This window comes from Paenibacillus sp. FSL R5-0517, assembly GCF_037974355.1.
Lineage (GTDB): Bacteria > Bacillota > Bacilli > Paenibacillales > Paenibacillaceae > Paenibacillus.
This window is the reverse complement of the sequence record NZ_CP150235.1, coordinates 1034041-1060910: the sequence shown is the minus strand read 5'-3', so window position 1 is coordinate 1060910 and position 26870 is coordinate 1034041. Positions and strand designations below refer to the sequence as shown.

The 26870-nt window shown below is 45.3% G+C and carries 22 protein-coding genes; 10 read left to right on the top strand and 12 right to left on the bottom strand.

Going from position 1 to position 26870, the window contains the following annotated elements; all coding sequences use genetic code 11:
* Positions 1–27: 27 nt before the first annotated feature.
* A complete protein-coding gene (locus MKX40_RS04720; protein ID WP_339239815.1) occupies positions 28–483 on the bottom strand; it encodes a GNAT family N-acetyltransferase in 456 nt (151 codons plus the stop codon).
* A 180-nt stretch (positions 484–663) separates the two neighbouring features.
* Between MKX40_RS04720 and MKX40_RS04715 the strand changes: the two genes are divergently transcribed.
* The 3 genes from MKX40_RS04715 to MKX40_RS04705 all read left to right on the top strand — a co-directional run bounded on the left by MKX40_RS04715 (position 664) and on the right by MKX40_RS04705 (position 1857).
* Positions 664–1239, top strand: coding sequence for a GNAT family protein (locus tag MKX40_RS04715; RefSeq protein WP_339239814.1), 576 nt, complete (start codon positions 664–666; stop codon positions 1237–1239).
* The gene (locus tag MKX40_RS04710) at positions 1236–1583 is read left to right on the top strand and encodes a DUF1801 domain-containing protein (protein ID WP_339239812.1); all 348 of its coding nucleotides are present in this window, start codon (positions 1236–1238) and stop codon (positions 1581–1583) included. The genes MKX40_RS04715 and MKX40_RS04710 overlap by 4 nt, the downstream gene beginning before the upstream one ends.
* A gap of 85 nt (positions 1584–1668) precedes the next feature.
* Entirely contained in the window at positions 1669–1857 is a 189-nt protein-coding gene (locus MKX40_RS04705; RefSeq protein WP_339239810.1) for a hypothetical protein, read from the top strand.
* Positions 1858–2269: 412 nt separating this feature from the next.
* Here MKX40_RS04705 and MKX40_RS04700 read toward each other — a convergent pair whose 3' ends face one another.
* The 5 genes from MKX40_RS04700 to MKX40_RS04680 all read right to left on the bottom strand — a co-directional run bounded on the left by MKX40_RS04700 (position 2270) and on the right by MKX40_RS04680 (position 9773).
* Entirely contained in the window at positions 2270–3574 is a 1305-nt protein-coding gene (locus MKX40_RS04700) for a DUF1963 domain-containing protein (protein WP_339239807.1), read from the bottom strand.
* Positions 3575–3729: 155 nt separating this feature from the next.
* Positions 3730–4905 (bottom strand): alanyl-tRNA editing protein, encoded by a 1176-nt coding sequence (locus MKX40_RS04695; RefSeq protein ID WP_339239805.1) that lies wholly within the window; start codon positions 4903–4905, stop codon positions 3730–3732.
* A gap of 500 nt (positions 4906–5405) precedes the next feature.
* The gene (locus MKX40_RS04690) at positions 5406–6461 is read right to left on the bottom strand and encodes a hypothetical protein (protein ID WP_339239803.1); all 1056 of its coding nucleotides are present in this window, start codon (positions 6459–6461) and stop codon (positions 5406–5408) included.
* A gap of 403 nt (positions 6462–6864) precedes the next feature.
* Positions 6865–8631: a dihydroxyacetone kinase subunit DhaK gene (gene dhaK, locus MKX40_RS04685; protein WP_339239801.1), complete on the bottom strand. Its 1767-nt coding sequence runs from the start codon at positions 8629–8631 to the stop codon at positions 6865–6867.
* Complete coding sequence (locus tag MKX40_RS04680) at positions 8631–9773, bottom strand: glycerol dehydrogenase (RefSeq protein ID WP_278296700.1); 1143 nt, start codon at positions 9771–9773, stop codon at positions 8631–8633. Before MKX40_RS04680 ends, dhaK begins: the two co-directional genes overlap by 1 nt.
* 306 nt (positions 9774–10079) lie before the next feature.
* Here MKX40_RS04680 and MKX40_RS04675 point away from each other — a divergent pair, with 306 nt between their 5' ends.
* Positions 10080–11114 carry a PocR ligand-binding domain-containing protein gene (locus tag MKX40_RS04675; protein ID WP_339239799.1) on the top strand — a complete coding sequence of 345 codons (1035 nt, stop codon included), beginning with the start codon at positions 10080–10082 and terminating at the stop codon, positions 11112–11114.
* A gap of 107 nt (positions 11115–11221) precedes the next feature.
* A complete protein-coding gene (locus MKX40_RS04670) occupies positions 11222–12211 on the top strand; it encodes an aldo/keto reductase family protein (RefSeq protein ID WP_339239796.1) in 990 nt (329 codons plus the stop codon).
* Positions 12212–12444: 233 nt separating this feature from the next.
* On the opposite strand, the gene MKX40_RS04665 is transcribed toward MKX40_RS04670, so the two are convergent.
* From MKX40_RS04665 to MKX40_RS04650, 4 genes are read right to left on the bottom strand one after another with little or no spacing between them, the layout of a single operon-like run.
* Positions 12445–13332: a LysR family transcriptional regulator gene (locus MKX40_RS04665; RefSeq protein ID WP_339239795.1), complete on the bottom strand. Its 888-nt coding sequence runs from the start codon at positions 13330–13332 to the stop codon at positions 12445–12447.
* A gap of 30 nt (positions 13333–13362) precedes the next feature.
* Complete coding sequence (locus MKX40_RS04660; RefSeq protein WP_339242918.1) at positions 13363–13824, bottom strand: SMI1/KNR4 family protein; 462 nt, start codon at positions 13822–13824, stop codon at positions 13363–13365.
* A gap of 41 nt (positions 13825–13865) precedes the next feature.
* Positions 13866–14972 (bottom strand): beta-eliminating lyase-related protein, encoded by a 1107-nt coding sequence (locus MKX40_RS04655; RefSeq protein WP_339239793.1) that lies wholly within the window; start codon positions 14970–14972, stop codon positions 13866–13868.
* Positions 14973–15020: 48 nt separating this feature from the next.
* A complete protein-coding gene (locus MKX40_RS04650; RefSeq protein ID WP_339239792.1) occupies positions 15021–15881 on the bottom strand; it encodes a LysR family transcriptional regulator in 861 nt (286 codons plus the stop codon).
* A gap of 181 nt (positions 15882–16062) precedes the next feature.
* Between MKX40_RS04650 and MKX40_RS04645 the strand changes: the two genes are divergently transcribed.
* The 4 genes from MKX40_RS04645 to MKX40_RS04630 all read left to right on the top strand — a co-directional run bounded on the left by MKX40_RS04645 (position 16063) and on the right by MKX40_RS04630 (position 18627).
* Positions 16063–17052, top strand: a complete 990-nt coding sequence (locus MKX40_RS04645) for a zinc-binding dehydrogenase (RefSeq protein ID WP_339239789.1) — start codon at positions 16063–16065, stop codon at positions 17050–17052.
* A gap of 398 nt (positions 17053–17450) precedes the next feature.
* Entirely contained in the window at positions 17451–17690 is a 240-nt protein-coding gene (locus tag MKX40_RS04640; protein WP_339239787.1) for a bacteriocin immunity protein, read from the top strand.
* A gap of 5 nt (positions 17691–17695) precedes the next feature.
* On the top strand, positions 17696–18220 hold the full coding sequence (locus tag MKX40_RS04635) for a HEAT repeat domain-containing protein (protein ID WP_339239785.1): 525 nt from the start codon (positions 17696–17698) through the stop codon (positions 18218–18220).
* Positions 18217–18627, top strand: coding sequence for a hypothetical protein (locus MKX40_RS04630; protein WP_339239783.1), 411 nt, complete (start codon positions 18217–18219; stop codon positions 18625–18627). Before MKX40_RS04635 ends, MKX40_RS04630 begins: the two co-directional genes overlap by 4 nt.
* A 99-nt stretch (positions 18628–18726) precedes the next feature.
* On the opposite strand, the gene MKX40_RS04625 is transcribed toward MKX40_RS04630, so the two are convergent.
* On the bottom strand, positions 18727–23070 hold the full coding sequence (locus MKX40_RS04625) for an S-layer homology domain-containing protein (RefSeq protein ID WP_339239780.1): 4344 nt from the start codon (positions 23068–23070) through the stop codon (positions 18727–18729).
* A 31-nt stretch (positions 23071–23101) separates the two neighbouring features.
* Positions 23102–25489, bottom strand: a complete 2388-nt coding sequence (locus tag MKX40_RS04620) for an S-layer homology domain-containing protein (RefSeq protein ID WP_339239777.1) — start codon at positions 25487–25489, stop codon at positions 23102–23104.
* A 384-nt stretch (positions 25490–25873) separates the two neighbouring features.
* Here MKX40_RS04620 and MKX40_RS04615 point away from each other — a divergent pair, with 384 nt between their 5' ends.
* Positions 25874–26662, top strand: a complete 789-nt coding sequence (locus MKX40_RS04615) for a formate/nitrite transporter family protein (protein WP_017690511.1) — start codon at positions 25874–25876, stop codon at positions 26660–26662.
* The last annotated feature ends 208 nt before the right edge of the window (positions 26663–26870 follow it).

The window sequence follows — 26870 nt, the reverse complement described above, 5'->3', positions numbered from 1 at the left end:
GAATGCTGGTTTCTCATGCGAATCCATTTAGATTGTTTTCGTCATAAATGCGCTGTTCGGGTCCAATATATAGTCGGCGAATGGTTCGCAATATTCGAATCCGAAATCTTCATACAGCTTCCTTGCCGGGATAAATGAATCCATTGAACCCGTCTCCAGACTAATTCGTTTATAGCCACGTTCTGTGGCAACCTCCATAATGTGAGCCAAAATTTTTCTCGCTACGCCTTTTCTCAAGTGGGCCGAAGCCGTACGCATCGACTTCAATTCTGCATGTTCTGGATCAAGTTCTTTGATGGCTCCGCAGCCCAGTAGTTCATCCGCTTCCCATGCACACCAGAATGTAATTTCAGGCTTCTTGAGTCCATCCAGATTCAACGCATGAATACTCTCTGGAGGCGAATCCGCTGCCATCCCTTGCAAGTGCTCCGCGATTAATGCCTTCACTTGTACTCCACTCAAATCATCCACTTTGATCTCCAAAACATATCACTCCTGCTGACATTTTTATTGGTTCTATCACTGAATGCATTTCGATTAATTCATCTTACTACCGTGTTAGGTTTCATGACAAGAGGCCACTTATATGCAATAAAATGTTCTATTGTGATTCACCTATTATTTCCATTATGATGAGGCTATCAGATGCAAAAGGAGAACCCTATGACACTAACAACGGATAACCTGTTTTATAGCACACGATTGAAAATGACACCCCCACGTGCTGAAGATGTGCAGACCATGCTGCAATGGAACGAAGACCCGGAATATCTACGGAATGTGGATACTGATCTTGCCATTCCCTACTCAGAGAAACAGTTGGAAGATGAGGGAGAGACTAAAAACAAGGAAGTGTACTTCAGACTTCGCACGCATGAAGAGGATACGCTGATTGGTTTTGTCGTCATTCATAGCATTGAATGGAACAACCGCTGCGGACAGCTTGCCATTGGCATCGGACTTGCGGAACATCGCAACAAGGGATATGGCACGGAAGCGTTGAATCTTATTTTACGATATGCGTTCCACGAGATGAATCTGGACCGGGTTGGTCTCGATGTCATCGCCTACAATGCCAAAGCGATTCGCTCCTATGAAAAGGTTGGTTTTCAATTGGAAGGTCGGGCTCGTTCAGCAGTATATCGTGATGGCAAACGTTACGACCGCTTAATGATGGGAATCCTGAGATCAGAATGGGAAACACACAATCAGATCCATACGGAGGGTGAACATGCATGACCAAGAATGTAGAAGTTACTACGTTTATTGAACAGATTCAGATCCCCTGGCAAGTACAGGTCGCTGAACAATTGCGACAAATGGTGCATGATACCATCCCAGACGTGCAGGAACGCGTGCAATACAAGAAACCTCATTTTTTGAAAAACGGAAGTTACGCTGCGGTCATCTCTCCATCCAAACAAGCCGTATCCTTCACGATCTTTCATGCAACCGGACTTGATCTACCCGATGGCATATTTGAAGGCCCGGAAGAACGCAAAACGATCAAGCTCAAGGAAAAAGATACGCCGGATTATGAGTGGTTGTCTGGTTTGTTAAAGCAGGCATCTGCGGAATTGTAGACGGATGTATTGAACAGGAGCATACGCTCGCAGTAGGAGTAACTTAGGTGTTATTATGCTGGCGGCTAGTGTGGGGCTAGTGTGTATGAGTAGTAATTGCGCGGGCGGTGTGTATGAGGTGAGTTTAGGTTCGGGTTCGGGTTCGGGTTCGGGTTCGGGTTCGGGTTCGGGTTCGGGTTCGGGTTCGGGTTCGGGTTCGGGTTCGGGTTTGGGCCAAGCGCTAACGAATCGGACACACCTTATATCGCTGTTATACAGCCATATGAAATTCTAACGAATCTCAGCAGTCTTATTACAGACAAAACCTCTGATTTGCTTCGAAAACACCTGGCATAAGAAGCAATAACATCGCTACGATTCGTTAGAATTCTACAGTGCTGCAAAATCGCCTAATAAGACGTGCTGGGTTCGTTACATTGTGTGCGTACGACAAAGCTGCCCAAGCACGCAGAAAAACCGCCCATTCTCTCACTGCTGACTAAATAACTAACATAAAAAAAGGCTAATTGGAGCAGATAGCCCCCTTGTATCCTGCGCAGAGCAAGCAAAAAGGCATCCATGAAGTTCAAGAACTTACGGGATGCCTTATATAGTCATAGTATGACTGCAACTGTCCACTCTCTTACAACCGAATCGGTCCTGTAGTACTATAGATGTGTTAATGGCTTATAATCATAGCTTCCACCTCAAGATTGCTGATACGATACGGCGGTCATCTGGCACGGCTCACATATGAACATGTAATACATGCCCTCACCATATTCCTCAACCTCACCCCAATCCAGTTGTGCGACAGCCTTCATTCTCGCGGAACAGCATGGACATGGTGGATACTCGGCATCCTGAACCCAACCCGGATGGCCCCCGATCTGAGATAGCGATGGCTCCATTCCCCACTCGCTGGCATGGAATGCATGACGCGATGCATTCGCAATCCTAAACTGCCGGCCGACATCCGGTGCAAGTTCACCATAGTCTTCCAGGTCAATCTCATCCATTCCCATAGGCATGACATTATGTGAACTCCATAACGGTTCCCCGGCTGCGTCCAGTTCCATGTAAACCACGCCATAACTACTGCATATCACGCAAGTCTGGATCTGAAGTCGCTCAGCATGCCAAGACACATCCCGCAGTGCCGGATGCTTAACATCCAGATTAATTAAGGACGTTAATGCACTACCACACCATGGACAACCTTGAGCGCTCGGGGTCAGCATCAATAGCGAATCTTCGGATATTGCCATTTTAGTTGCTTCATTTTCTGTTGCTTTATAGAGTGAATAACTTGGGGTGGTGAATAATTCTCTGCGCTGCCCGTCATTCGTAAGCTCCCATCCTGCTTCAGTGGTGTAATGCTCAGGTGCCACGTACAATTCGCACGCCCAGGATGGCGGAGATTGTCTCCATTGCCGGAACTGCTGCACGACAACATCATCCCCGATATGGGCCAGCATGAGCAATATGTGGTTCCGATTCTCATCATCGGTATTCACCTGCTGCAGGAGCCGATCTCGAACTTCAGGCGAGGCACTTTTAACCAAAATCGCAGGATAATAGATCTCCTGTTCCAGCAGCTCAGGAATTTCGTTGGTCAACGATATATCATGGTAACAAACGAGGTATATCAGAATGTCTTTGCCGTTATCTTCATCACCTGTACGAATCCGTTGCATCGCGTAATCCTTCATCTGATCCTGTTGCTCTGCAGACAAGGACAGATATACCTCTTCCTTGGATTTTTCATAGGGCACATAACGAATTAATGGGTCGCGAACCTGAGGTTCATGCATGATTTTCAATACTTCGACCGGGTCTGTGATACCTGCATACACGTTCACGTCACGTCGATTCGCTTCAATGTATCTCTGGCGCTCCTCGCGCTCCATCTCCTGCTTGCAAGGCATGCAAAACCCACCTGTTCTGGCAGCCGTTGTTGGCAAAATGGTGTTTGCACATGCCTCCCGTATACACGGAATTCGTTCTGTCATCTTCCAACCTCCTTTAACGATTGCCAATCGTTCAACTCATGTAACCAGTAACCCATGTCCCTCGATATCCATGGAAAACACGCCACAATGTGACGTGCTTGTCCCACTCATATTTCAATGCTACCTGTCTCGTATTCGTATCTGCAAAATACAGATCAGTGATGTCCCAACTGGTCCTTGGTGAATTCGTAAAAGGCAAGCGCGTCTTCACTGCTGGCAAAGCCGGCCTGAGCCATTTTCTCACTGCCGCCACCTTTGCCCTGGTAGGCACCAAGATTGCCTTTGAAGAAAGGTCCGCAAGCCCATTCAGGCGGCTGTCCGTTCTGTGCCAGAACAACTTTCGCCTCGGAGATACTGGCAAAGAGTACGAGGCCTTCATGGTCTGTCGTCAATTTGGTAGCCAGGCTCTGCATATCCTTGAGAGATTTGTCTTCAAAGACCTGAGCAATCACCAGCCCTTCGCGAGCAGCCAGAAGTTGCTCCGCATAGTAGGCATCATTGGTTGTTTTCACTGCATTCAGCTCAGTTTGCAGCTGTTTTTGCTCCAGTTCCATTTTCTCAATGCGCTCCAATAATTCGTCCTTGCTGGTCTTTAATTTAACCATAATGCTATTGAGCACATGTTGTGTGGATGTGAATTCATTCAGCGCCCTTGTTCCACATTTGAAATAAATGCGAGTGCCGCCCTTCACTTTTTCGGTCTTTAACAGTTTGATGATGCCAATCTCACCTGTAGCCGACACATGGGTTCCGCCGCAGGCGTTATACTCCACACCTTCGATCTCGACGATACGAATGTCTTCCGTTACCGTAGGTTGCTTCACCAGCGGCAATTGTGCAGCCTCTTCTGCCGTAACCCAGGACGTGTTGATGCGAGCATTACGATAGATCTGACGATTCACTTCTTGTTCAATGATGGTCAATTGATCCGCTCCCAACTCAGCAGCCACATCAATCGTGTCATACTCCGTACCAAGATGAAAACTGAGCGTCATGGCTTCAGCCACTTTCAACGTCATTGCCGATAACAAATGCTGTCCCGTATGCTGCTGCATATGATCGAATCTTCGCGCCCAATCCAGCTCGCACTGTACCTCGCTCTGTTCAGGAGCACGTTCCAGCTTATGCCATACCTCTCCGTCTTCGATGTTTACATCCAGTACAGCGATGCCGCCAATTTGTCCCACATCACAAGGTTGTCCACCCCCATGCGGGTAAAAAGCAGTCTCCGCCAGCGTGACATATACACCATCTTCCTTGTCTACTTTGCCAGTAATTGTTGTATGCCACTCTCTTGTATAAGCAGAGTCATAATAGATTTTTTGAGTCATTGAATCATCCAGATCCCTTCTCATTCATATAGATACCACTTTTGTTGCCCGTTTGACATATCGCATTACGCATCATTAGAACCCTTATATCTGCTCTCAAGCTTACACTATTTAACATTATCAAGCCAATAACACTAGAGTAACAGTGAGATACAGTTCATAAGCCTATTCAGCATGCTGAGCGTTGTCCTATCCATTGTCTAGGGAAGTGCAGTCTTAGGATTGGAAGCGGGCTATACTCGGTTTATTAAACATGGTTATGTATGGGGTATTCAAGCGTGCAGAGAACAGGACATTCGGAAGGAAATTGGATGCTCATTAGTTGATACGAAGGGGAGCTAAGTCCGCTTTCTCTGACTCCCCCTTTAGTTGTAGCTAATAAATCGCTAGCTGTGTATTGTCTACATTAAACATTAAATCAGACAACTTTTTTTAAGGTTTATGGCTATACTTTACACGCATCACAGATTCCTATACCTCATACTGCACCTCTGTATACATTATAGATAATAATGACTCAGGAGCTTTTCATCGATCTCCACACTTTCCAACTTTGAAATTAAGTCGCTTAATGCATTCTCTTCTATAGTCTTGATTTTTTTCAGTTTTTCAATGATAGAAGTTATACTGGTGGCGTTCTCATTTTTGTTATATATTATAGCCAAATTTCTTAAAATTTTTGAATCCGATTCGATTTCAGAATATATTTTTATAAGCTCGTCAGCATCGTCCAAATAATGATGTTCTTTCAAATAATCTAATCTATCCAACATCACACGCTTATGCTCCCACATGGTATGAAAGATTCGTATATCAATCTTTTCCTTTGATGTACTAACTTGATCACTTAAATATTGAACAATATGATCATAGATGGATAATCCAAAGATCCAATTAGAAGGAGTGCTCATAGAACGATAATGATAAGATGAATTGAGACTAAACCTTAGCTCCCTCAAAGATCTAATAATCAATTTTAGATCAAAATGATAATTATGCTCTGGGTTATAAGATAATAAACATACATATTCTCTATTTTTTGTTTTATCACAATTGTTAAAAGCGACTAGAAGCTCTTCAAAGCCTACCTCATATTCTCCGAATATAACATCTGAATTATAGCCTGATACATAAAATTTTAATGTCTCTTTGTTATAACCGAAAATTAACATTTCATGCGGCAAAGCATATTTTTTATACGCCTTTTTATGGGCAATATAACTTTCATCCACATACAAATGAATATATTGATTTTGATCAATAGAATCACAAATAAAGCTGATGATACCCCCCATATATTTTTCCAAAAAGCGTTGGTTGATCTTTTGATAGTTAATGAGAGGACAACTCATAAAGAAATCATACCAAGGCAAGTTAGATGTATAAAACGAAAAGAATTTCCCTTCTGGAAAGTTTCCAGCACAAATCAATTGAATATAATTACTGTAAAACCAAGCCTCCGATTGTTTATGCTGCATTACAATTGAGAGTGGATAGGCATTACATAGGTAACCATGTACAGAAGGTCTTATCATTGGCAGTTTTATATCGCTCATAACTTCTACCTCCGTATCATTTTTTATCAAAAACTATAGACCAAATCCAAACGCCCCTTATAAGCATTCTAAGCTTCTTCCGTCAGATACGGATGTGAGAAATCTGATCGCTTGTGCAGACTCCATACTCCTATAAGTATATGAATTATCACCTGTAATTTCCATATAGAGTTTATTATAGAAGTTTTCAATAAGCGCATTTAGGTTGACTATGTACTCTTTACAACGGAGGAGCTGTCTCAAAAGGAATTCACCCTCGCTCCAATTGCTAACGAACCCAACACAGGTTCATTACCATAAAAAAACACAGCAAAGAGGATGTCCCCCGTCATATTCATGACTTATGGACATCCTCTTCGTAGAAACACTCTATAATTTTACAGTTGCGAGTTTGTCGACAGCTTTACTTCATCGACTCGGACAGCTCTGTGAATATAACACCCAGCGCATACGCGCCAGCATCTGGGTACCCCAGACTGCGATCGCCGACGGTACCTGCGCGGCCCATACGTGCCACGATATCTTCTGTTTTCTTCGCACCTTCAACGGCTGCTGCTGCACCTTTGGCAAATGCAGTTTTGAAGTCATCACCAGATTCCGCACTTTGTGTCCAGGAATCAGCACATGGAACGAGTGCATCGATCAAAGTTTTGTCGCCTACAACGGCACCACGTCCGAAGGAACGCTCTCCAGTAGACTGAATCCCTTGCACGGCTGCATGCATCATCTCAGCAAATTCAGCAACATTTAATTGCTGTTTATCCCCTACAGCTTTGCCAGCCGCACGGAATGCCGAACCCCAGATTGGGCCGGATGCGCCGCCACAATATTCCATGATGACCAAGGAGCATGCATCCAGGAACGATCCGATGTCTTGTTTATGTTCGTTAATGATGTGATTCCATTCGCGTTTCAACTGGCGGAAGCCTTTAGCCACACTCATACCGAAGTCGCCATCACCGGCATGGGAATCCAGTTCACAGAACGGTACCTCGTTCTTGATGATGATCTCACCCATTTTATCGATCAGATAGACGACATTGTCCAATGAAAATTGATTGCCTTCGATTACCGCAGCAGATGCATCCGTCTCCACTTCATAAGATACGGGAGCGTCTTCACCAACAACCGCTTCCAACGCTTCGGAATACGCCACTTGTGCCACTGGAGGACCGGATACTTTAAACGCAGGAGTATCACTTTCCTTGAACAACAGCGTTTTCAGTTCATCATCCAGTTTCAGAATCGTAACCGATGCCCCTGCCATATCGATACTTGTCATGTAGTTGCCTACAAACGTAGTCGCAACCTTTAGACCTGCATGTCCTGCAAGCTCACGCTGAACGGAATTGTTAAGCAGGTACAGTTCTTGCAGTGGCGTTGCACCAAAACCATTCACGAGCACCGCAATCTCAGCAGAAGCCGTATCCAGCTTCATATCGGCAAGCAATGCTTCAACCATTCGTCCTGCCAATTCATCCGCAGATACGATTTTCTCACGACGAATTCCTGGCTCACCATGAATCCCTACGCCGAATTCCATCTCGTCTTCAGCAATTTCGAAGGTAGGCGTACCTTTGGCTGGCACGGTACAGGATGTGAATCCAAAACCAATACTGCGAACATTCTGAGCTGCTTTCTCAGCAACGGATTTCACATCTGCCAGGCTGCGGCCTTCTTCGGCTGCTGCTCCGGCAATCTTGTGAACCAGTACAGTTCCCGCAACACCGCGGCGTCCTACCGTGTACAAGCTGTCTTGCACAGCGATGTCATCCTCAACACGAACATACTGTACGTCAATGCCATCTTCTTCAGCCAGATGCGCTGCATTCTTGAAGTTCATCATGTCACCGCTATAGTTCTTGATGATCAAGAGTGTACCCTTGTTGCTGGCGGTTGCCTTAATCGCTTGATACACCTGGATTTGGGAAGGAGATGCGAATACATCTCCACATACCGCTGCATCCAGCATCCCTTTACCGACATAACCTGCGTGAGCCGGTTCATGTCCGCTGCCGCCACCACTGATCAGGCTGACTTTATCGGCCTGAATCTCTCTGCGTTTGATGACTTTATATTTTTTCAGAAATTCAAGCTCCGGGTGTGCAAGCGCAATCCCGTTACACATTTCCATAACAACATGTTCAGCTTGGTTAATAATTTTTTTCATTATTTTGCCTCCCGGCGTGCTGCTTTGTACTCACGACCCATTCGGTCAGCCGCAGCAATGGCAGCAGCCACTTCAGGAACGGTGATTGGGAATGGCATCGCATGAATGGATTCTTCCGGAATACAAGCGATCTCTGCCACTTTCAACAGCTCTTCCTGACTAATTGTATCTACACCGATATCCGCCAAGCTGATCGGCAGTCCCACTTCGAGACAGAAGTCCATGACTTCATGCAGCTCTTCGGTTGGTGCATTTTCAAGCACGAGTTGTGCAATCGTACCGAAAGATACTTTTTCCCCGTGGAAGAAGTGATGTGTTCCCTCCAAAACAGTCAAACCGTTATGGATCGCATGTGCCGCAGCCAGACCCCCACTTTCGAATCCAAGGCCAGACAACAGAATGTTGGTCTCAACAATGTTTTCCAGCGCTTGCGTCACGACGTTACTGTCACTGGCCACTTTCGCTTTTGCACCGTCCGTCAGCAGCATTTCATAACACAATTTTGCCAAGGCAAGTGCCGCATTGGTACCTACTGCGGATGGTGTATATCCTTCACGAGAACCCATTGGCAAACTTGCGTTTACACGGGAATAGGATTTCGCTGTTGCTCTTGCTTCGAAGTATGTAGAGAGCGCATCTCCCATACCCGATACGAGGAAACGTGTAGGTGCGTTGGCGATAACCGTTGTATCGACGAGAACGACACTTGGGCTTTGTTTAAAGTAAGCATAGTCATCGAACGAACCTTCCGGTGTGTACAATACAGCCGAGTGACTTGTCGGTGCGTCTGTTGCCGCGATCGTTGGGCAGATGATCAATGCTTCGCCTTCAGCTACACATTTGGCTGCATCAATGGCTTTACCGCCACCAAGACCGATTGTAGAGTCACATCCTTTTTCCTTCGCGATTGCTTGCAGACGCGCAACTTCCTCACGGGAACATTCCCCTTTAAAACCGCTTTCAACAAACGTAATATTGAATTTCTCAGCTGTTGCATCAAGCTTTGCTTTGACACGCTGTACATCATCCGGATGTGCGATCAGCAAGGCAGATTCTCCAAAGGATTTCACAAAGTACCCCAGGTTCAACAATTCGTCTTCGCCTTGTACATATTTGGTTGGGCTGATAAATGCTTTTCTCATATTAATATAGCCTCCTAAAGGATATGGAATGGTGTAGTGAATACATTAAATTTTAATCTCTTGCAATTGACCTTAATATAACGCATAGCCAGCAGGTTTACAGTGGACTTTGATAACAAATTATTATAACTTACAATCGTAATTTTTTGCTTTTTGGTGCAATCATGGTATGTTATTGTCATGAGATGGTTGAATTTTGACCTCCCATCATACATTACCCGTCATCATTACATCTTAATATGTACAACTTGCTAACTTTTAACGGCCTAAATCATGAATTTTAGGTTAGATATGGAGGTTGCACCAATGATCAAAGAATATCTACATATCAATAAAATTTTGGACCTTAATAAATGGAAGCGTCTACAAGATTCTCTTGCAACAGTAACCAAACTGGCGATCCTCACCGTTGATTATAAAGGCATTCCTGTAACCAGTCATAGCAGTTGTCAGGCCTTCTGCCAGAACGTACGCAAAGACCCCGAGCTGCTCCCCTACTGCCAAAAATGTGATTCACGCGGCGGTCTGGAAGCCGTTCGGTTGAATGAGCCTTATGTGTATTTATGCCATTTCAATATTATAGATATCGCGATTCCGATTACAATCGATGGCAAATATATCGGCGCCGTCATGGCAGGACAAGTGAAACTCGCCGATCCCGAGAAAGGTAGCGACTTGGAGCAAATTGTCACGTCCAAAAACGTCCCCATGCATGCAGCGAAGCTGGAGGAACTAAAGGATGATTACGCCCAGCTGCCTGTGATGACCTATGAAGAGATTGTGAAAATCTCCAACATGTTATCCCTGCTCTGCAATTACATTGTGGAGGAAGCGCTCAACAAAAATTTATTAGTTGAAATGTTCGAGAAAGCTTCAGGCAATCAGGAGTCTCTGAACCTCTCCACCATTCTGCCGGGTTACTCCATTCGTAATATCGAGTCGATCAAAAAAGAAATGACCAATGCGATTGCGGATGCCTATCTCAAAAATAGCCCAAGTGATGCGGAAAGCTCCAGTCCGGTGCTGCAGCCTGCTTTTGAATACATTCATAGTCACAAAAGCGAACAGGTTTCGCTCAAACAAATGGCCGATCTGTGCCACCTGAGTCCGAGTTATTTCAGCAGGCTCTTTGCCAAGGAAACGGGTGAGAACTTCACCACCTACCTGGCTAAACTCAAAATTAAGTGGGCCAAGCAATTGCTGGAGGTCACCGACATGCCTGTCTCACAGATCAGTGACGAGCTGGGATTCAATGAATCGGGATATTTTATCAAAATATTCAAAAAGTTCGAGGAGATTACGCCTGCCCTCTATCGTAAATACATACAGGAGAACATGTAGGTGCACTGATATCTTTTTCATATCAAAGATGGGGGTAAAAGATATTTCACCTATTAATCTGCCATTGCTACAATGGAGTCCAGATCACATAGGGAGGCGGCATTGAAATGGAGTATCGCAAGTTAGGAAACAGTGGATTAACCGTCAGTGAGATTTCACTGGGCAATTGGATTACGCATGGAGCGCAAGTGCATGATGGAATAGCAGAAGCTTGTGTAAGCGCCGCTTTGGATGCAGGCATTACCACATTTGATACGGCAGACGTGTACTCGAATACGAAGGCAGAAACCGTCTTGGGACAGGCTCTTAAGGATATACGAAGAGAAAGTATTGAACTATGCACCAAAGTCTGTCACCCAACCGGCACAGGTCATAATGACCGCGGACTTTCACGTAAACACATCATGGAAGCATGCAATGGTTCATTACAGCGGCTACAGACTGATTATATCGATGTCTATTATGCTCACCGTTATGATTACAGCACGCCGCTGGAAGAGACGTTTCTGGCATTCTCCGACCTGGTGCGTCAGGGCAAGGTTCACTACATCGGGGTGAGTGAATGGAACGCGGATCAGATTGCAAGAGGAGCCGCTTTGGCGCGGGAACTTCATGTACCATTCATTGCAAGTCAGCCCCAATATTCAATGTTATGGCGTGTGATTGAGCAAAAAGTGGTACCTGCAAGCGATCAGGCAGGACTTGGACAGATTACATGGTCTCCTCTGGCTCAGGGTATACTATCAGGCAAATATGTGCCTAACGAAGCATTGCCCGCCGGATCACGTGCAGCTGGGGAGGCAGGTGCACCCTTTTTCAATAAACTGGCTGGTCAGTGGCTACGCGAAGATGTTCTTACCGCTGTGCAACAGCTTGTTCCGCTCGCTAAAGAGATTGGTCTAACTCTTCCTCAACTCGCTGTGGCGTGGGTTCTTCAGCACTCGTATGTCAGTTCCGTTATTATTGGCGCATCTAGGTCGGAGCAGGTATTGGAAAATGTAAAAGCCTCCGGTGTGAAACTGGACTCTGCGATCATGACTCGTATTGATGAAATACTGAATCCTTGGATTGAGCGTGATCCAACCAAGACGGGATAGTTTCTTTTTTCACTACTCACAACATACTAAGTTGAACTAATCATTTACACGAAAACGGAGAGGACAAAAAAACCTGAAAAAGCGGAGCTAAAAGCTTTCTGCAAGAAAGCTACTTCGGAAGCATACACTTCGCCTTTAGCACCAGTCTCCCCTTGAGAAAAGGGATCAAAAAATCTGGGGATAACAGCGATTGGAAGGTTGTTCTGTCATCGCAGTGTAAGTGTAACTAACCTTTAGTGCAACTCATATTCCCCCTCAACAATGTCCATAAAACGGGAAACCACTTCCTGATTCATATCCGTCCGCCATGCCGTATACAACGGTACGGAGGGCGGATTTTCTTGTAAGGGAAGAAAGACCACACCCTTTCGCTGGAACACATCCACCGAGGAGGGAACAATGGAAATCCCCATGCCCGCTGCAACTAGATTTACAATCGTATACATCTGGATCTCTTCCTGCGTAATTCGTGGATCTACACCATGTGCTCTACAATAGTCCAGAACCATTCGATGAAATGGGGAGCCAAGATGCCGTGGGAATAAAATAAAATCTTCATCCGCCAGTTCCCGAATCGAAACTTGAGTCTGGGCTGCCATGGAGTGATGATCAGGCAACACGGCGAGCAACGTTTCCTCCTGACAGGGGCGGAAGGAAACATGCCGGGTATCTTCCTGATACCGCAAAAATCCAATATGGATCTGTCCGTCTTCCAATGCCTGTAATTGTTGGGATGAAGTCATCTCATGTAATGTCAATTCAATCTGCGGATATGCAGTGCGAAATTTTCTAAGCACCTCCACCATGATCCCGCCCGAAGCGGAGTCCACGAAGGCCACGGATATATGTCCAATGATACCTTGATCAGCCTTTTGTGTAAGCTGAATGGATCGATCAAGTTGGGCCATGATGAGTCTGGCCTGTTCCAGAAAGATGGCACCCGCTGGCGTCAAACGGACCATTTTTCTCGTGCGCTCCAATAACTTTACGCCAAGCTCTTCCTCCAGATTTTGAATCTGCTGGCTCAAAGGCGGCTGCGTCATGTTTAATTTTTCCGCTGCACGGTGAAAATGAAGCTCCTCCGCCACGGTTATAAAATATCTTAACTTACGAATATCCATAGGTCTGTTGCGCTTCCTTCCGTCTCCCTGTTAATTCATCTGTTCCTGTACCCAGATCGCGGACTCCGTCAGCTGCGTCATTAAGTCATTAAAGTCTGCTGCAATCTCTCGAATTGGCGTATCTCCTGCATCGTGGATCAACATCAGGATCTTGCCCGAGGTCTGATCGAGCATAGCCATACTTCCTTCGCCAAATCCACCAATCGGGAACGGATTGAGATCATCTGACAGGTGGTACTCTTTCTTAACTTCACGGTAGACTTCCAGAAACTCGGGATATGCCCAATCCAGTTCTTTGGCTGAATACAAGGCTGGATCGCCGAAATTACATGCTCCGAATTCGAGCAGAAGTGCACGGTACGCTGCGGGCAGTTTTACGTTATACTTTTGCTCAATATCCTCAATGCTCTGTTGCGTTTCCGGCGCGCACCCTTCTCCCATTGTCGTATCGTAAGCTTTCACCAAAAGATCACGAATCGGTTCCAATTCCATCGACTTCACTTGGACTCCTCCTTTACACTAGAATCCTCTTGTTATCTAACCTGTGTACGCAATTCTTGATCCAGCCATTCCAGTGCTGCACGCAGCTTATCTTGGGGAAGTTTCTCATAACGATCCCCCGTAGACAATTCAAAAGCACAGCTGTTCGCACTTGTTTTGTTCAGATATGAAGTCATTCCTATGCCATATCGCTGAGCCATTTGCACAAGAATTGGTTCAACTTCGTCAGCAGCGAGCGCAAAATGTACATGGAACATGTTCGATACAGGTACCTCAGGCAAGGTATGTATCCCGTGACACGCATTCAATAGAGATGCCAGTTCTTTAGCCTGCTCATAATAAAGCTCCATTTTGCCAATCCGTTCATTGAAATAATACTGGGAACTCAGAATATACGGATACAGGCCAATCAGATCACCACCGTGCCGACGTTTCCATACTTTCGACTCTTGCATCACATCCGTGTCTCCGGCCAATATGGCCCCCGCAATGCCCCCGATCCCTTTGTAAAAGGACACATACACCGTATCAAACAGACTGCAAATCTCCGCAGGCGTTTTCTCGTAATAGGGAGTAATCTCAAACAGGCGTGCCCCGTCCAGATGCAGCTTAATCCCGCGTTCACGGCAATAGGCCGAGATCGCTTCGAGTTCTTCATACGCTGGCAATTGCCCGCCAATCTCGCGTTGTGGCAGTTCCAAGAGCAGGCAGGCAATGTCCTGATCAAGCGCCTGTACATCTTGCAAACGAATCAACCGCTCCTTGTCCGCCAGCAAAATCGATTCAATCTGGTGTAATTCCTTCAATCCGTCTTCCTCATGGATTTCCAGATGACACAGGGGGTGATAAGCGACTCGCTTCACTCCTATGCGGTCACACCAGATTCGTAACGCAATCTGCTGCGCCATCGTTCCACTTGGGAAAAACACTGCCGATTCCTTGCCAAGAATGTCAGCCATCTGTTGCTGAAATTCTTCGATGATCGGGCCGTTACCGTAGTGATCACTGAAGGTCTCCCCATCGACCTGCTCCAGTACGTTCTGAAGCACCTTCACTTGGCGACTGCCATGACCGCCCACAATAAATTCTACCTGATTAAATGCATCAGCCAATGTTAACGTAGTATCCTCCAAAGCCATTCACTCCTTTAATAATGCGTGTTCAAAAGCTTACTTTTTCAATAACCGCTATAGTTCTGGTTCTGTAATGATCTGTACCAGAGCGCTTAGCGCACTTGATATATGTTCACCACGGGAATACACAAATCCTACTTCCAACCGGCAATAGGGATCTGGCAAAGACATCACCGCGATCTCACCTCTTAATTCTGCTTTGGTAACTGAAGATCGTGGCATCAATGATACACCGAGCCCGGCAGATACCCCATTCAGAATCGTGTCCAGTGTTCCATATTCCATAATGCTCAGTGAGTGGATACCCTGATCTTGCAGAAAGGATTCCGCCTGAGTGCGATGTGTGCAGCCGATCTCAAAAAACAACATTGGCTTGGATAATAACTCGTGTATCTCATGCACTCCAGGTTGAGCGATCAACACCAATTCCTCGTCATACATCTTCATATAGTTCAGATCAGGATGATCGATTGGGCCATATATTAACGCCCCATGCAATTCATGTTGGATCACCTTCTGATTCAGCTCATGGGTCCCACCCGTGACAAGCGAGTGTTGTACCTCCGGGTAGCATGAGCTGTATTCAGCCAGGAGCGGCGTGAGGAAAGTGGAAGCTGCTGTCTCAATGGCACCCAGACGAAGCATGCCGGAAGGCGGATTTCCCACTTGTGTCGCCTGCTCTGCTTCATATAATAATTGCAAAATTCGATCCGCATACACAAGCAGATTCTCGCCCGCTGGTGTAAGAGACATCCCCCGATTGGAACGATGAAACAGCGGAACCTGTAGCTGTGTCTCCAACTGTTTGATTCGTGTGGTCACATTGGATTGTACATAATTGAGTGCGAGTGCAGCTTTACTGATACTACCTTCGCGGGCAACCGCCTGAAATATTTTTAAATCACCTGCATCCATACCCTGATCACCTGCTCGTCGTTTATATCGGCATTCTACATCATCGATTCATGCAAAGTGCTTATCTATTATTTTCAATGATACTGACCATCATTTTTGTTCATTTTACGTGAATCTGCACCATCTGTACAATGAGGCTCAGTAGTGAAATCCGATTATATCGACAGGAGGAATATTGAATATGAAAGCTATCGTACATTCAGGCCAGAGCGGCCTTGCAGGTCTTCAATATACAGAGTCAACATCTCGGGTACCCGAAGCCGGGGAAGTGCAGATTCAATTAAAATCCGCTGGTATCAACCATCGGGATCTATTTGTCATGGCAGGACGCAGTACTCAGGACACCCCGCTCATTCCCGGTTCCGATGGAGCAGGTATTATTGTTGGGATTGGCGAAGGAGTAAGTGGACTCGCGATAGGGGATGAAGTCATTATCCATCCTACGCTCGGTTGGGAAGTTGCGAATAACGTACCCATCGTGCCCGATATTGTTGGTGGTCCTACGGATGGAACACTGGCTCAATATATAACGTTGCCTGCTGAAAATGCCCTGCCTAAACCAGTCCACCTATCTTGGGAGGAAGCAGGCGTGTTACCCCTCTCAGCGCTGACGGCCTATCGCGCCTTATTTACTCGCGGCGTATTAAAGCAAGGTGAACATGTGCTCATTCCCGGTATTGGTGGTGGTGTGGCGACCTATGCCCTGCTCATGGCTGTCGCTGCCGGCGCGAAGGTGACTGTCACCTCCAGAAGTGAAGCCAAAAGAAATGATGCACTGCGCTTGGGTGCTACCCATGCACTGGATAGTCATGCCGATTGGAATTTGCAGAACGATTTGGAACCTGTGGACATGATCTTGGATAGCATCGGGCAAGCCATGTTCCCAAAATATTTTGATATAATTAAACCAGGTGCACGTATCGTGATGTATGGTGCAAGCTCGGGGGATGATCTGACTCTACCCATTCGCTCTATTTTCTTCCCGCAGATCAGTCTGATCGGCACCTCTATGGGCAGCCGTGAGGAGTTTGTGCAGATGCTGCAATGGGTGGAGCAACATGATATACATCCTGTGATCGATAGCGTATATCCGTTGCAGGACGTAGCGAAAGCGTTCGAACGTATGGAAAATGGCGAGCAGTTTGGTAATCTGGCTATACGTATGGAGTGAAATCTATTTTGAGATGGGCCTTCATGATTTGTTAAAATATTGATTTATGATAATGGGGTGAATTCATTTGACCCGTCTCGCTAAACGTATACTAATTTTTCTGGTCGCTATTATGCTTTTAGCCCAAATTCCTGTGTTAAAAGAAACTTTAGCCCGCGGAGTTACTGCGCTATATGTGAAGATAAAGTATCCAGAACATTCCTTTCAATTCAAAGACTTCATATACGAGTCTCATTTCGGGAACTATATCATTTCTTATACTGATCAAGATGAACAACTCATTAGTCTGATGCTTGAGCCCAAATTTTTACCGGTGATCATTATATATGATCCATTGAATGAGCCCATGAAAGACTAGTTACTTTACGATATTAATCATTCAGGAGGTGTAAATACATATGAACAATCGTTCGCATCTGATAGAATTGGTTCGCAAACTAATGGACGCCGAAGGAACCGAAGCCGAGTTGGATGACATGTTGACGGAGCTACAACAACAGGTGCCTCACGCTGAGATCAGTAACCTGATTTACTGGGATGATCGAGACCTGACGCCAGAACAGATTGTAGAGGAGGCGTTGGCAGCTCGTCCGATCATTCTTCCGCCCCCATCTTCATATTCTTCAGGAGGTGAATGATGCAGATGTCTGATATGAATCATTTGAATCATAACAACAATGAACACCCTGATTTTAACGAAATCAGTGGTGAAGAGAAAATCCAGGCACTTCGTGATCTGATCGATCTAACCGATAACCAACTTACACATCAAGTTCTATCTATCGGTATGGATACACATGAAGAGGATCTCATCCGTATCGAAGCATGGCGAGCTTTGGGCATGGCAGAGTCTTCCTCACTTTTGGATGAAATTCGTCATGCGGCCGCGCAGCTTGTTCGTGACTCGGAAGAAGATGAGGATGTACAGATCTATGCTTTACAGACTCTAGCCTTGTTACCTGCTACGGAAGCTGAGATTACGTTGGCCCAGGATGTATTGTCGGGGAATGCCTATATATTACTTCAAGGTGCAGCTTTTGCTATTCTTGCTGCTCACAAACATGTTCCGGGCGCAGTCCTTGCGCTAAAATCTCTTCAATCTCATCCGCATTTCGGCGCTTCCGCCAAGCGAGAACTGCATTCCATATCAGGAAGTGATGATCTATGAATCAGGACCATGAACCATTTTCACCGGGAACACCAGGAGCATCAGAAGAAGCAGAAGAAACAGAAGCATCAGGAGAGCATGCTACGCAGGCTGTATACCTCACCCAAGGTGAGATCAACGCCCTACAGAAAGCTATTCTGTTCCTCAAGTTTGAATCTGAAGAGACGGCCTCCTTGCTCTATGCAGGCAGTCCGCTACTGAACAGTGTGTTGGAAAAGGTACGGGATGTCAGCTCATTTGGTGAGTACGCCAAAGAACTCCACTCTCGTCCAAACGAATATGCGGAGCGTTTTATGCGCGCCAAGGTGGAGCGTTCCTATGCAGAAGAATTGGCACCGCGTGAACGAACAGAGGAGCAGAAGAACGAAATTCTTAGATCCTGCATGTATCCGTATCCGGTTAAATGAAAAAATCCTCCATACTCTCTTTCAGAGCATGGAGGATTTTCATTTCGTTATTAGGACGTACCCTCTGTTAAACTGAACGTCATTGTAGCAAATACAAGTCTACGGTGTATGTTTGTCCACGTACTGTAGAGTTCCTTTAGGAAACTCATTCCATTCACCGGTTAATGAGAACTGTTGTGAACCTGTATATATCCCCCGTTTTCGAATAAACGTCCCGCCAGCAGGCATGAATTGATCATGTGAAGTTGGGTCACCTAGGACATCTACGATTCGTCCTTCTTTTCTCAGAACGAACGCAACGACATTATACTCATTCGGATTATACAATTCCAATTCATCATTATAGTACCAAGCTGACGTTATATCGAAAAAGTCGTAAAAAGTATAATTGATGTTTAAATAAGGTAACCCTGAAGTAACATCAGATATGTTTCTTGTTGTCACTTTCATTGTGGATGTCTTTTTCATCCATTGATGAACTTCCAACTGATATCCGGTTGCTTTATGCGACGGATCACCGTCACCTGTGTAATAAAGTTGAACTACACTGCGTCCGTCCCCTGCGTCTGCATACTGAGAGAAGAACAACTCTGAGGTGCCCTGATTTTTCGAGTTTACCTGAACGACCACGGCCCTACCGTCATCCCCTATGATCCAGAATAATAACGGAGATACACTCAAAGGGATCTGGGAAGAATTAATCGTATCCGGTCCTGTAAACGTCGAATCCGGCGTACCGCTATATACTTTAAAACTCGTCTGCCCAGGGAACCAATTGGAAGCTGTAAGGGTCAGAGGATCTATGACGCCGGACTTCGTATTGATCTGCATAACCCCACCGTTAACCAGAGAAGCAGTGCGAACGTTGAAGGTGTAATCTACCTGTCCACCTTTCCCATCCTTTGCTGTTATCGTTAAAGGGGCAACGACATTCCCTGTTCCCGGTTTTAGTATAATCTGGTTACCATTAATGCTTGCATTCACCGCTTCATTTGAGCTGTTGCTTATCGTGAATTGCATCGCATCTCCATCGGGGTCACTGAACAATTGACTCAGATCATACGTGCGCTCATTCGTTACATTAGGTGTCAATACTTGTTCGTAAATGCTACTCACTACCTCAGGGGCCAAGTTAGGGCCAGTAGGCTCTCCTTGTATAGTCACGCCAAAGGATGCTTGTTCGCTACGACCTTTCTGGTCATATACCGTTAACGTGACTGTCGTATTTCCTGCAGCAACTGGAGCAACAGTTATCTGTGAGCTATTGGTAGAGACCGTCGCAATATTGGGATCTGCTGAGGAAGCATCCACTGTTAACGTAGCTGAATCAAAATTCAGCAGGTACGATGTCAGATCAAGATTCAGAACAGACCAAGGCCATGTTACCGTTTGATCCGGAATTGAACTGATATTCCCAGATTCAAGAACTTCAATGTCAATATAGGCTGACGCTTCTTTTCCATACATATCTTTTGCTTTGATGTTAGCTTGAAATTTACCAACCCGTCTTGGATGAATAATCAGCTTGTTTTCTTGAATATCCACCGCTGCGATCAGTAGATTATTGAAATCAAGTGGTGTATTAAACTCTAATGCATCTCCATCGGGATCATTAAAATAATCCGAGAGATTAATGACCGCATCTTCCTTACCTACAAACACCGTTTGAGCAGGTAGATGCTGAGTAAGCACTGGAGAAGCATTAGGCTTAGGATTAACCCTTATCTGAAATGCAGTTGAAATGAGACCACCTTTTCCATCCTCAACTGAATAATAAATGATGTATTCTCCAAATTCTATAGCGGTAAAGTTCAGTACACCCGCTTCCTCCTTAACAATTAAGTGAGGATTAGAGGAGTATGCACTGAATGTGAGTGGGTCACCATCCGGATCTGTATAATAATCATTCAAGTCAACCGAGGGGATAGGATCTGTGAGGAAACCCAGGTATGCTTCAACCCATCCTGGTGAATTTCCTACCGGATTATGATTTGGAACGAGTAGAATATCGATTTCAAAGAAATCTGTAGTGATTCCTCCGTTACCGTCATTCACTGTGTATGATATCGTATACGTCCCATTTTGAAGTGATGTTAACTTCAGTTCACCCTCATTTTCCTCTACTGTTACCCCGTCTGGATTGGATGAAGTCGCTGTATACGTCAAAGGATCACCGTCTGGATCAGTATATCCCTCGTTCAACTTTACTACAGGGATGTCTTCCCCCAGGTATACCTCTATTTTCGATGGGGCTTCCCCCACGGGCGCACGATTGAGTGGTGGCAGAACAACAACTTTCATGTCAAGCTCAGTAACTCCCGTACTGCCATCATCTGCTATTTGCCCATCATCTACCTTAATTTTAAGAATAACTTCACCTGCCTTTTTAGGCGTTAACCTCAGTACAGATTCAGCATAGTTCGATTTCACGATTTCAGTGTGCACGATTTCCGGGGCACTGTTTGTTACACTGTATAGCAACTCCGATTCATACTTCACATCATCCATAACATAGACCATGAGATCTACATCCTTGCTACCTGACTCACCTATCAATTCCTGATCAGGAATTGGTGATGCAAGAGGAGGTCTATTCACGTAGACTTCGAATGTGGATCTCAGCCTTTTACCACGGCCGTCATTGGAAGTTACTGTTATGGTAGCCGTGCCATCTTCCAAGGGAACAACATCCAATTGCGATCCATTCAGGATAACCTTTGCAACGGCAGGTTTGGATGAACTGACCGTATAAGTTACCAAGTCACCATCCGGATCTGTCACATAGTTGTTTAGGTTTAACGTTGCCCCTTGTCCATTCCGTGTAAACTTGCGACTTTCGAATGATTTGAGTAGTTCAGGAGCACGATTGGCAACAACAGGAGATGTTCCGCCTCCACTCCCCCCACTTGCTCCCCCTAATGAAGAAGATACCGGATTTGGAGATGACGTTCCTGTATTTCCACTTACAGCTGAAGACGAGACTCCAGCAGCCAAAGAAATCTCCGAAACTTTCACATTGTCCGCTACATTAACCTGGGCGGAAGGGTTATTCACTTGAAGTTGTTGAATGGAGCCTGATGCATTAATGTTGACAGCGCCTGTCCCATCGACATTGAGTTGCTGTAAAGTGATGTTACCGTTGAGTTGCAGGGACTTGGATGTATTCACTTGAACCGTATCAACGGCTCCTTGTAGCTCTACTTTGCTTGTACCTTCGAGAATATTTAATAACGGGAGATTAGCTGTTTTCCCGATATCAAGCATACTGTCTGATCTAATGTTGACTTCTTGAGTACGGGTATCCCCTGTTAGTGCCACATGTACATCGCTTTTATCTACATCCACATTATTGAGAGTGGAATTGTCAAATACAACCGTATTACTGTCACCGCCATAAACGAAAACAGACTGTTTCACACTGATATTTTTGGCATAAAAATCATGTTTGACCTCGGGGGCAATTGTCAGCTTGCCCTCGACTGTAAGTCCTTCCACTGAAACAAAGTCTGCCTTCGTCGTTAGATCCCCATGAATTACGGCGTCTCCACCCTCCAATAGCAGATTTCCGCTAAATTCAGCTTGTCCTGAGGCCGCATCCTGACCCCCCGTTCTAATTTCCAACCCCTTGATCTCGGTGAGTGTATGATTTTGACTCTTAAACTGTATTCCAGCCTGAACCAGTACAGCCTTATTGCGATTATTCAAAAGGCCTCCCACTTGTTCAGAAATCTGATAGACAACACCGTTGATCTGAATCTGCTTTCCTTCGATTGACTGAATGACAGACAAGCGGTTTTCCGGGAATAGGGCCGACAACAACATGCCTATGGCTTCACCCCGAACAAGCCCTTGTTTAACTTTATTTGGTCCCTGATATTCGCTTAGAATTTCAGCCTTCTCAGCAGTTCGAATGTATGGAGCAGCCCATGTACTCGCTTCTTTCCAATCTGAGGGGAGAGAATCTCCCTGAACTTCTTGTTTAGCCAAAGCCGTGGCTCTTACAAGAACCGTCACCAGTTCCTGTCCAGTAATCTGGGCCTGTGGACGGAAACGTCCTGTTGCATCTCCTTGTAAAATCCCCGCCTTCTTGACCGCCTGAATCGAAGGTGCTGACCAACTAGTAGATTTCACATCCGTAAAAGATGCTGAGACTGACTTGTCCAGTGTGAGACCCAGAGCTTGAGCAAGAACAACTGCCAGTTCCTGACGGGTGATTGGGTCAGCTGCACGAACATCCCCATCTGGATCACCTTTGATGAACCCCATGGTTACGGCCCTATTCATAACATCGTTTAATTTGCTATTGTTATTATCATCTGAGGATATGTCAGACACAGACATAATCTGTGCCTCCGACTTATCATGTTGTGCAGATACAGGTACAGTGTTGGAAAGAAGCAACGCAATCAAAGCGAGCTGCACAGTCCTTCTTATTTTGGGCATAGATGTTCTCCTTCATGTGGGATATTCAAAATTAAGGAATCGAAGGTGAGGATGTGTAGTTACCCAGACCGTTGTAATAGTTCTCTCCTTGTTGGATCCATCGTGCTCCTTCATAATTTGCATCACCACGAACATTGCCTGACGTCCTTGTTAAAGATTGCGCAGGCTTCAAGATGGCTGTATCCATAGGTTCCCCATCGTTAATCTGATAGAGTATCAAAGTAATGTCTTGGGGTTGATCAATATCAAAATTAAAAGACACATAATAGATTTCGTCCTCATTGATCGTGAAATCTGTGGAGTCATCGGCAATGACCATTGTTTTATAAGGTGCAATGATAGTTCCAGGAGCAAACGTAATCGGATCGTCTATATCACTACGTTTAATTTCAAACTGACTGAGTTCAATTGGTTTGGACGTTGGATTATACAGTTCGATCGCTTGAGTAGTGCCTTCTCCCCAGACCACCTCGGAAATAAACAGGCTCTTTCCTGCATCCGGGTCCTCCACCTTAACCGTGAATGTGGTCTCAGCGTCTTTACCAGCGGGATCAGTAGCCTTGACGCTAACGGTGGCAGAACCTTTAACGTTCTTGAGATCTAAAGTCAATATATCTCCTTGTACACTCACTTCTACCACAGCGGGATCAGAAGATTGCGCTGAATACGATAGAATGTCGCCATCCATATCAGCGAACACATCAGCCAAATCAACTGTCTTACTCACGGTACCCAATTCAACCACAACAGTTGGCAGTGTTTTTACCACTTCAGGAGCATGGTTGATTGGTGGTTGTGGGATGATGATAGGCGGTAAAGGCGGGAATGGTGGTGGAACAAAGGTCGGTTTTACCAAATAAATGAATGTAGCCGATACACTTCCTCCTTTTCCATCTGCAGCTTTCACCGTAACCGTGGTTTGCCCTATAGCAACGTCCACAATATTTAATTTTGAACCCTGAATATTCGCAGTAGCGATGTTATGATCGATTTCGGTAATTTCATAGTTTAGCTCATCCTCATCTGGATCAGTAAATACAGCTCCCAGATCAACCTCTTGCATGCCTTGTCCGAAAACCACCATCATGTCAGAGATGTTAGACTGAACAACAGGCGGTTTATTCTGAGGAGACGGAGGTACAATAACTGGCGGCTCAGGTTCTGGAGTCGGAGTCGGTGTAGGAGTTGGTGTCGCTGATCCTGAGCCAGAATTGGAGTTGCTTGCCACGGTATTGCTGGATGGTGCGGTCAGTGGCGGTGCACTACGAATGATCTGTGAGGTTACGCCGCCTTTTGGAAGAATAACTGTATTTGTTTTTACACTTGCCGGTAATTGAATAATGGATTTCACATCTTTTAACACAACTTCCTTCCACGTTCCACTTCCTAGAACAGTGACTTTGTCAGTCGTATCTACGGTTACCGCATCGATATCTCCATCAATCGTTATCGCACTTACGCCTGGCTTTAATACAACCTTGGACAAGGTATCGGCCTTGAGAGCAACATGATTTGAAGAGACTGTGACCACACCTTGATAGGAGGTACCGACCAAATTCAATTTCACGTAATTTTGTAGCGTGCCTGCTTGGGTGATCTGGATTTCTGATAAGGCAGACAGGTTACGTGTACGTGCATCATAAGTAATTACTGCGTTCTGCAATGCTTCTTTGTTCTCGTCATTCAAAATTCTTTGCAATGCCTGACTAATCACAAATGGACGTCCATCCACATAAGCAATATCTCCGTCCAGTGCAGTCAAAGAGGCTGTCCGCTCACCCGTCTGAAAAACATCAACGAGAACTTTTGCTATATCTTGCCGCTCCACCAAAGCCTTGGATTCGAATTTCCCCTCATTGGAATCCAATAAACCCAGTTTCAACGCCGTATGTACCTGTTCTTTAGCCCAACCACTTATCGTAGATTCATCTGCAAGCGTCTGCTGTTGGCCTCCCTTTGCTCCTTGTGTTCCTGTAACTCTTACCAAAATGGAAGCAAGCTCTTCACGACGAATCGGATCGTTAGCACGGAAATTACCTGTTGCATCACTGGTCATCCATCCCTCTTGACGAATTGCTTCAATATAAGGAGTGGCCCAATCTGAATGGTTATGCCCAGTGTTGGAAGTCTTATCAGTCTCTAATTGTGATGCTTTGGCCAACAACACAGCCATTTCTCTCCGAGTCAAAGGCTTGTCCGGGTGAAATGATCCATCTGGATAACCCGAGATCAACCCTTTCTCTACTGCTTCCTTTACCGCTTGAAGAGAGGACGATCGTATATCGTTCTGATCTGTAAAAACCGATGATACGGAGACTGTTGCTTCTCCGGTTTGCTCTGCTGCGTTGACAAATTGAGTTCCCCACAGCATGCCTACTACCAGTGAAGTCAGCAACACTTTTTTCCAATCCTGATTCATATTTGTTCCTCCCAATAAAACTTCGTTTTCCGCACAAATTTTATCAAGATACTCTGAACAATTTCTGAACAAAACAACTAGTAAAAAAACCAGATAAAAGAAGATTATATCGATGTAACCCATACAAATTTCACTTAACATGGGGATACATTGTTCTATATAAATTTCAGAATTACGGAACGAGAAAAATATGCAAATAACTATTCAAAAAATGCAAACAATATGAACCCATATTATAAGTTCACATCCAAAATAAACTTTAACTGATTAAAGATATTCTTTCTGAAAAAGCGTGTTACTATCTCAAAAATCGTTATAATAAAAGGAACTTGGTGAGATTTGTAAGTTAATGCAATCATTCAACTTAACTACTGGAGGAGAATTATGGAAACGGAAGCTCTACGGAACGTGGAACAACTTGCTCTGAAGAAACACAAGATTTACAAACAAAGCTTAATCAGGTACCTTGCACGTTCCATGCTGGCCAGTATGTTTATCGGATTCGGCGTCATCGTGGCGTTTAAGACAGGTAACTTCTTTTATATGGAGCAGTCCCCGTTTACCTATCCGATGGCAGCCATTACGTTTGGCGCGGCCATCATCCTGATCGCCTACGGTGGGGGTGACCTGTTCACGGGCAATACGTTCTATTACACGTATGCGGCGCTGCGCAAGAAACTGCGCTGGTTCGAAGTGATCAAGCTGTGGATTGCAAGTTATAGCGGTAATCTGATGGGCGCAGCCGTGTTTGCCTTGTTAATATACCTGACCGGATTGTTCGACTCGTCTCAGGTGAATGGGTTTCTGTTAAGCGTGGTGGAGCACAAGATGGAGGTCCCAACCATGCAGCTCTTTTTCCGGGGAATTTTGTGTAACTGGCTCGTATGTATGGCATTCTTTGTCCCGATGTTCATGAAGGAGAATGGAGCCAAAATGTTTGCCATGATGCTCTTTGTGTTCTGCTTCTTCATCTCGGGATATGAGCACAGCATCGCCAATATGTGTACGTTCGCGATCGCGCTTGTGCTGAATCACCCGGGGACGATCTCATTTGAAGGTGTGCTTCACAACCTGGTGCCCGTGACCCTGGGTAATCTGGTGGGTGGTGTGCTGCTGATGGGCTTTATGTATTATGCGGTGAACAAACCGTTTCTGGATGAAGAGACACATTAATCTCCGGTAAAAAAAAATCCCCTCCCGGCCCGGTCCATTGACCGAGGCTAACCGGTAAGAGAAACGATAAACACCCCGGCAACCTTCCCATCTCAGGGAAAAGGTTGCCGGGGTGTTTGTCTATGGGCAAGCTTACGTTACCCCGCCTGCCTCTTATCATTTATCAGCCTATTCAAAAAACTCCAAAAGCCTTTTACCATGCCATCCT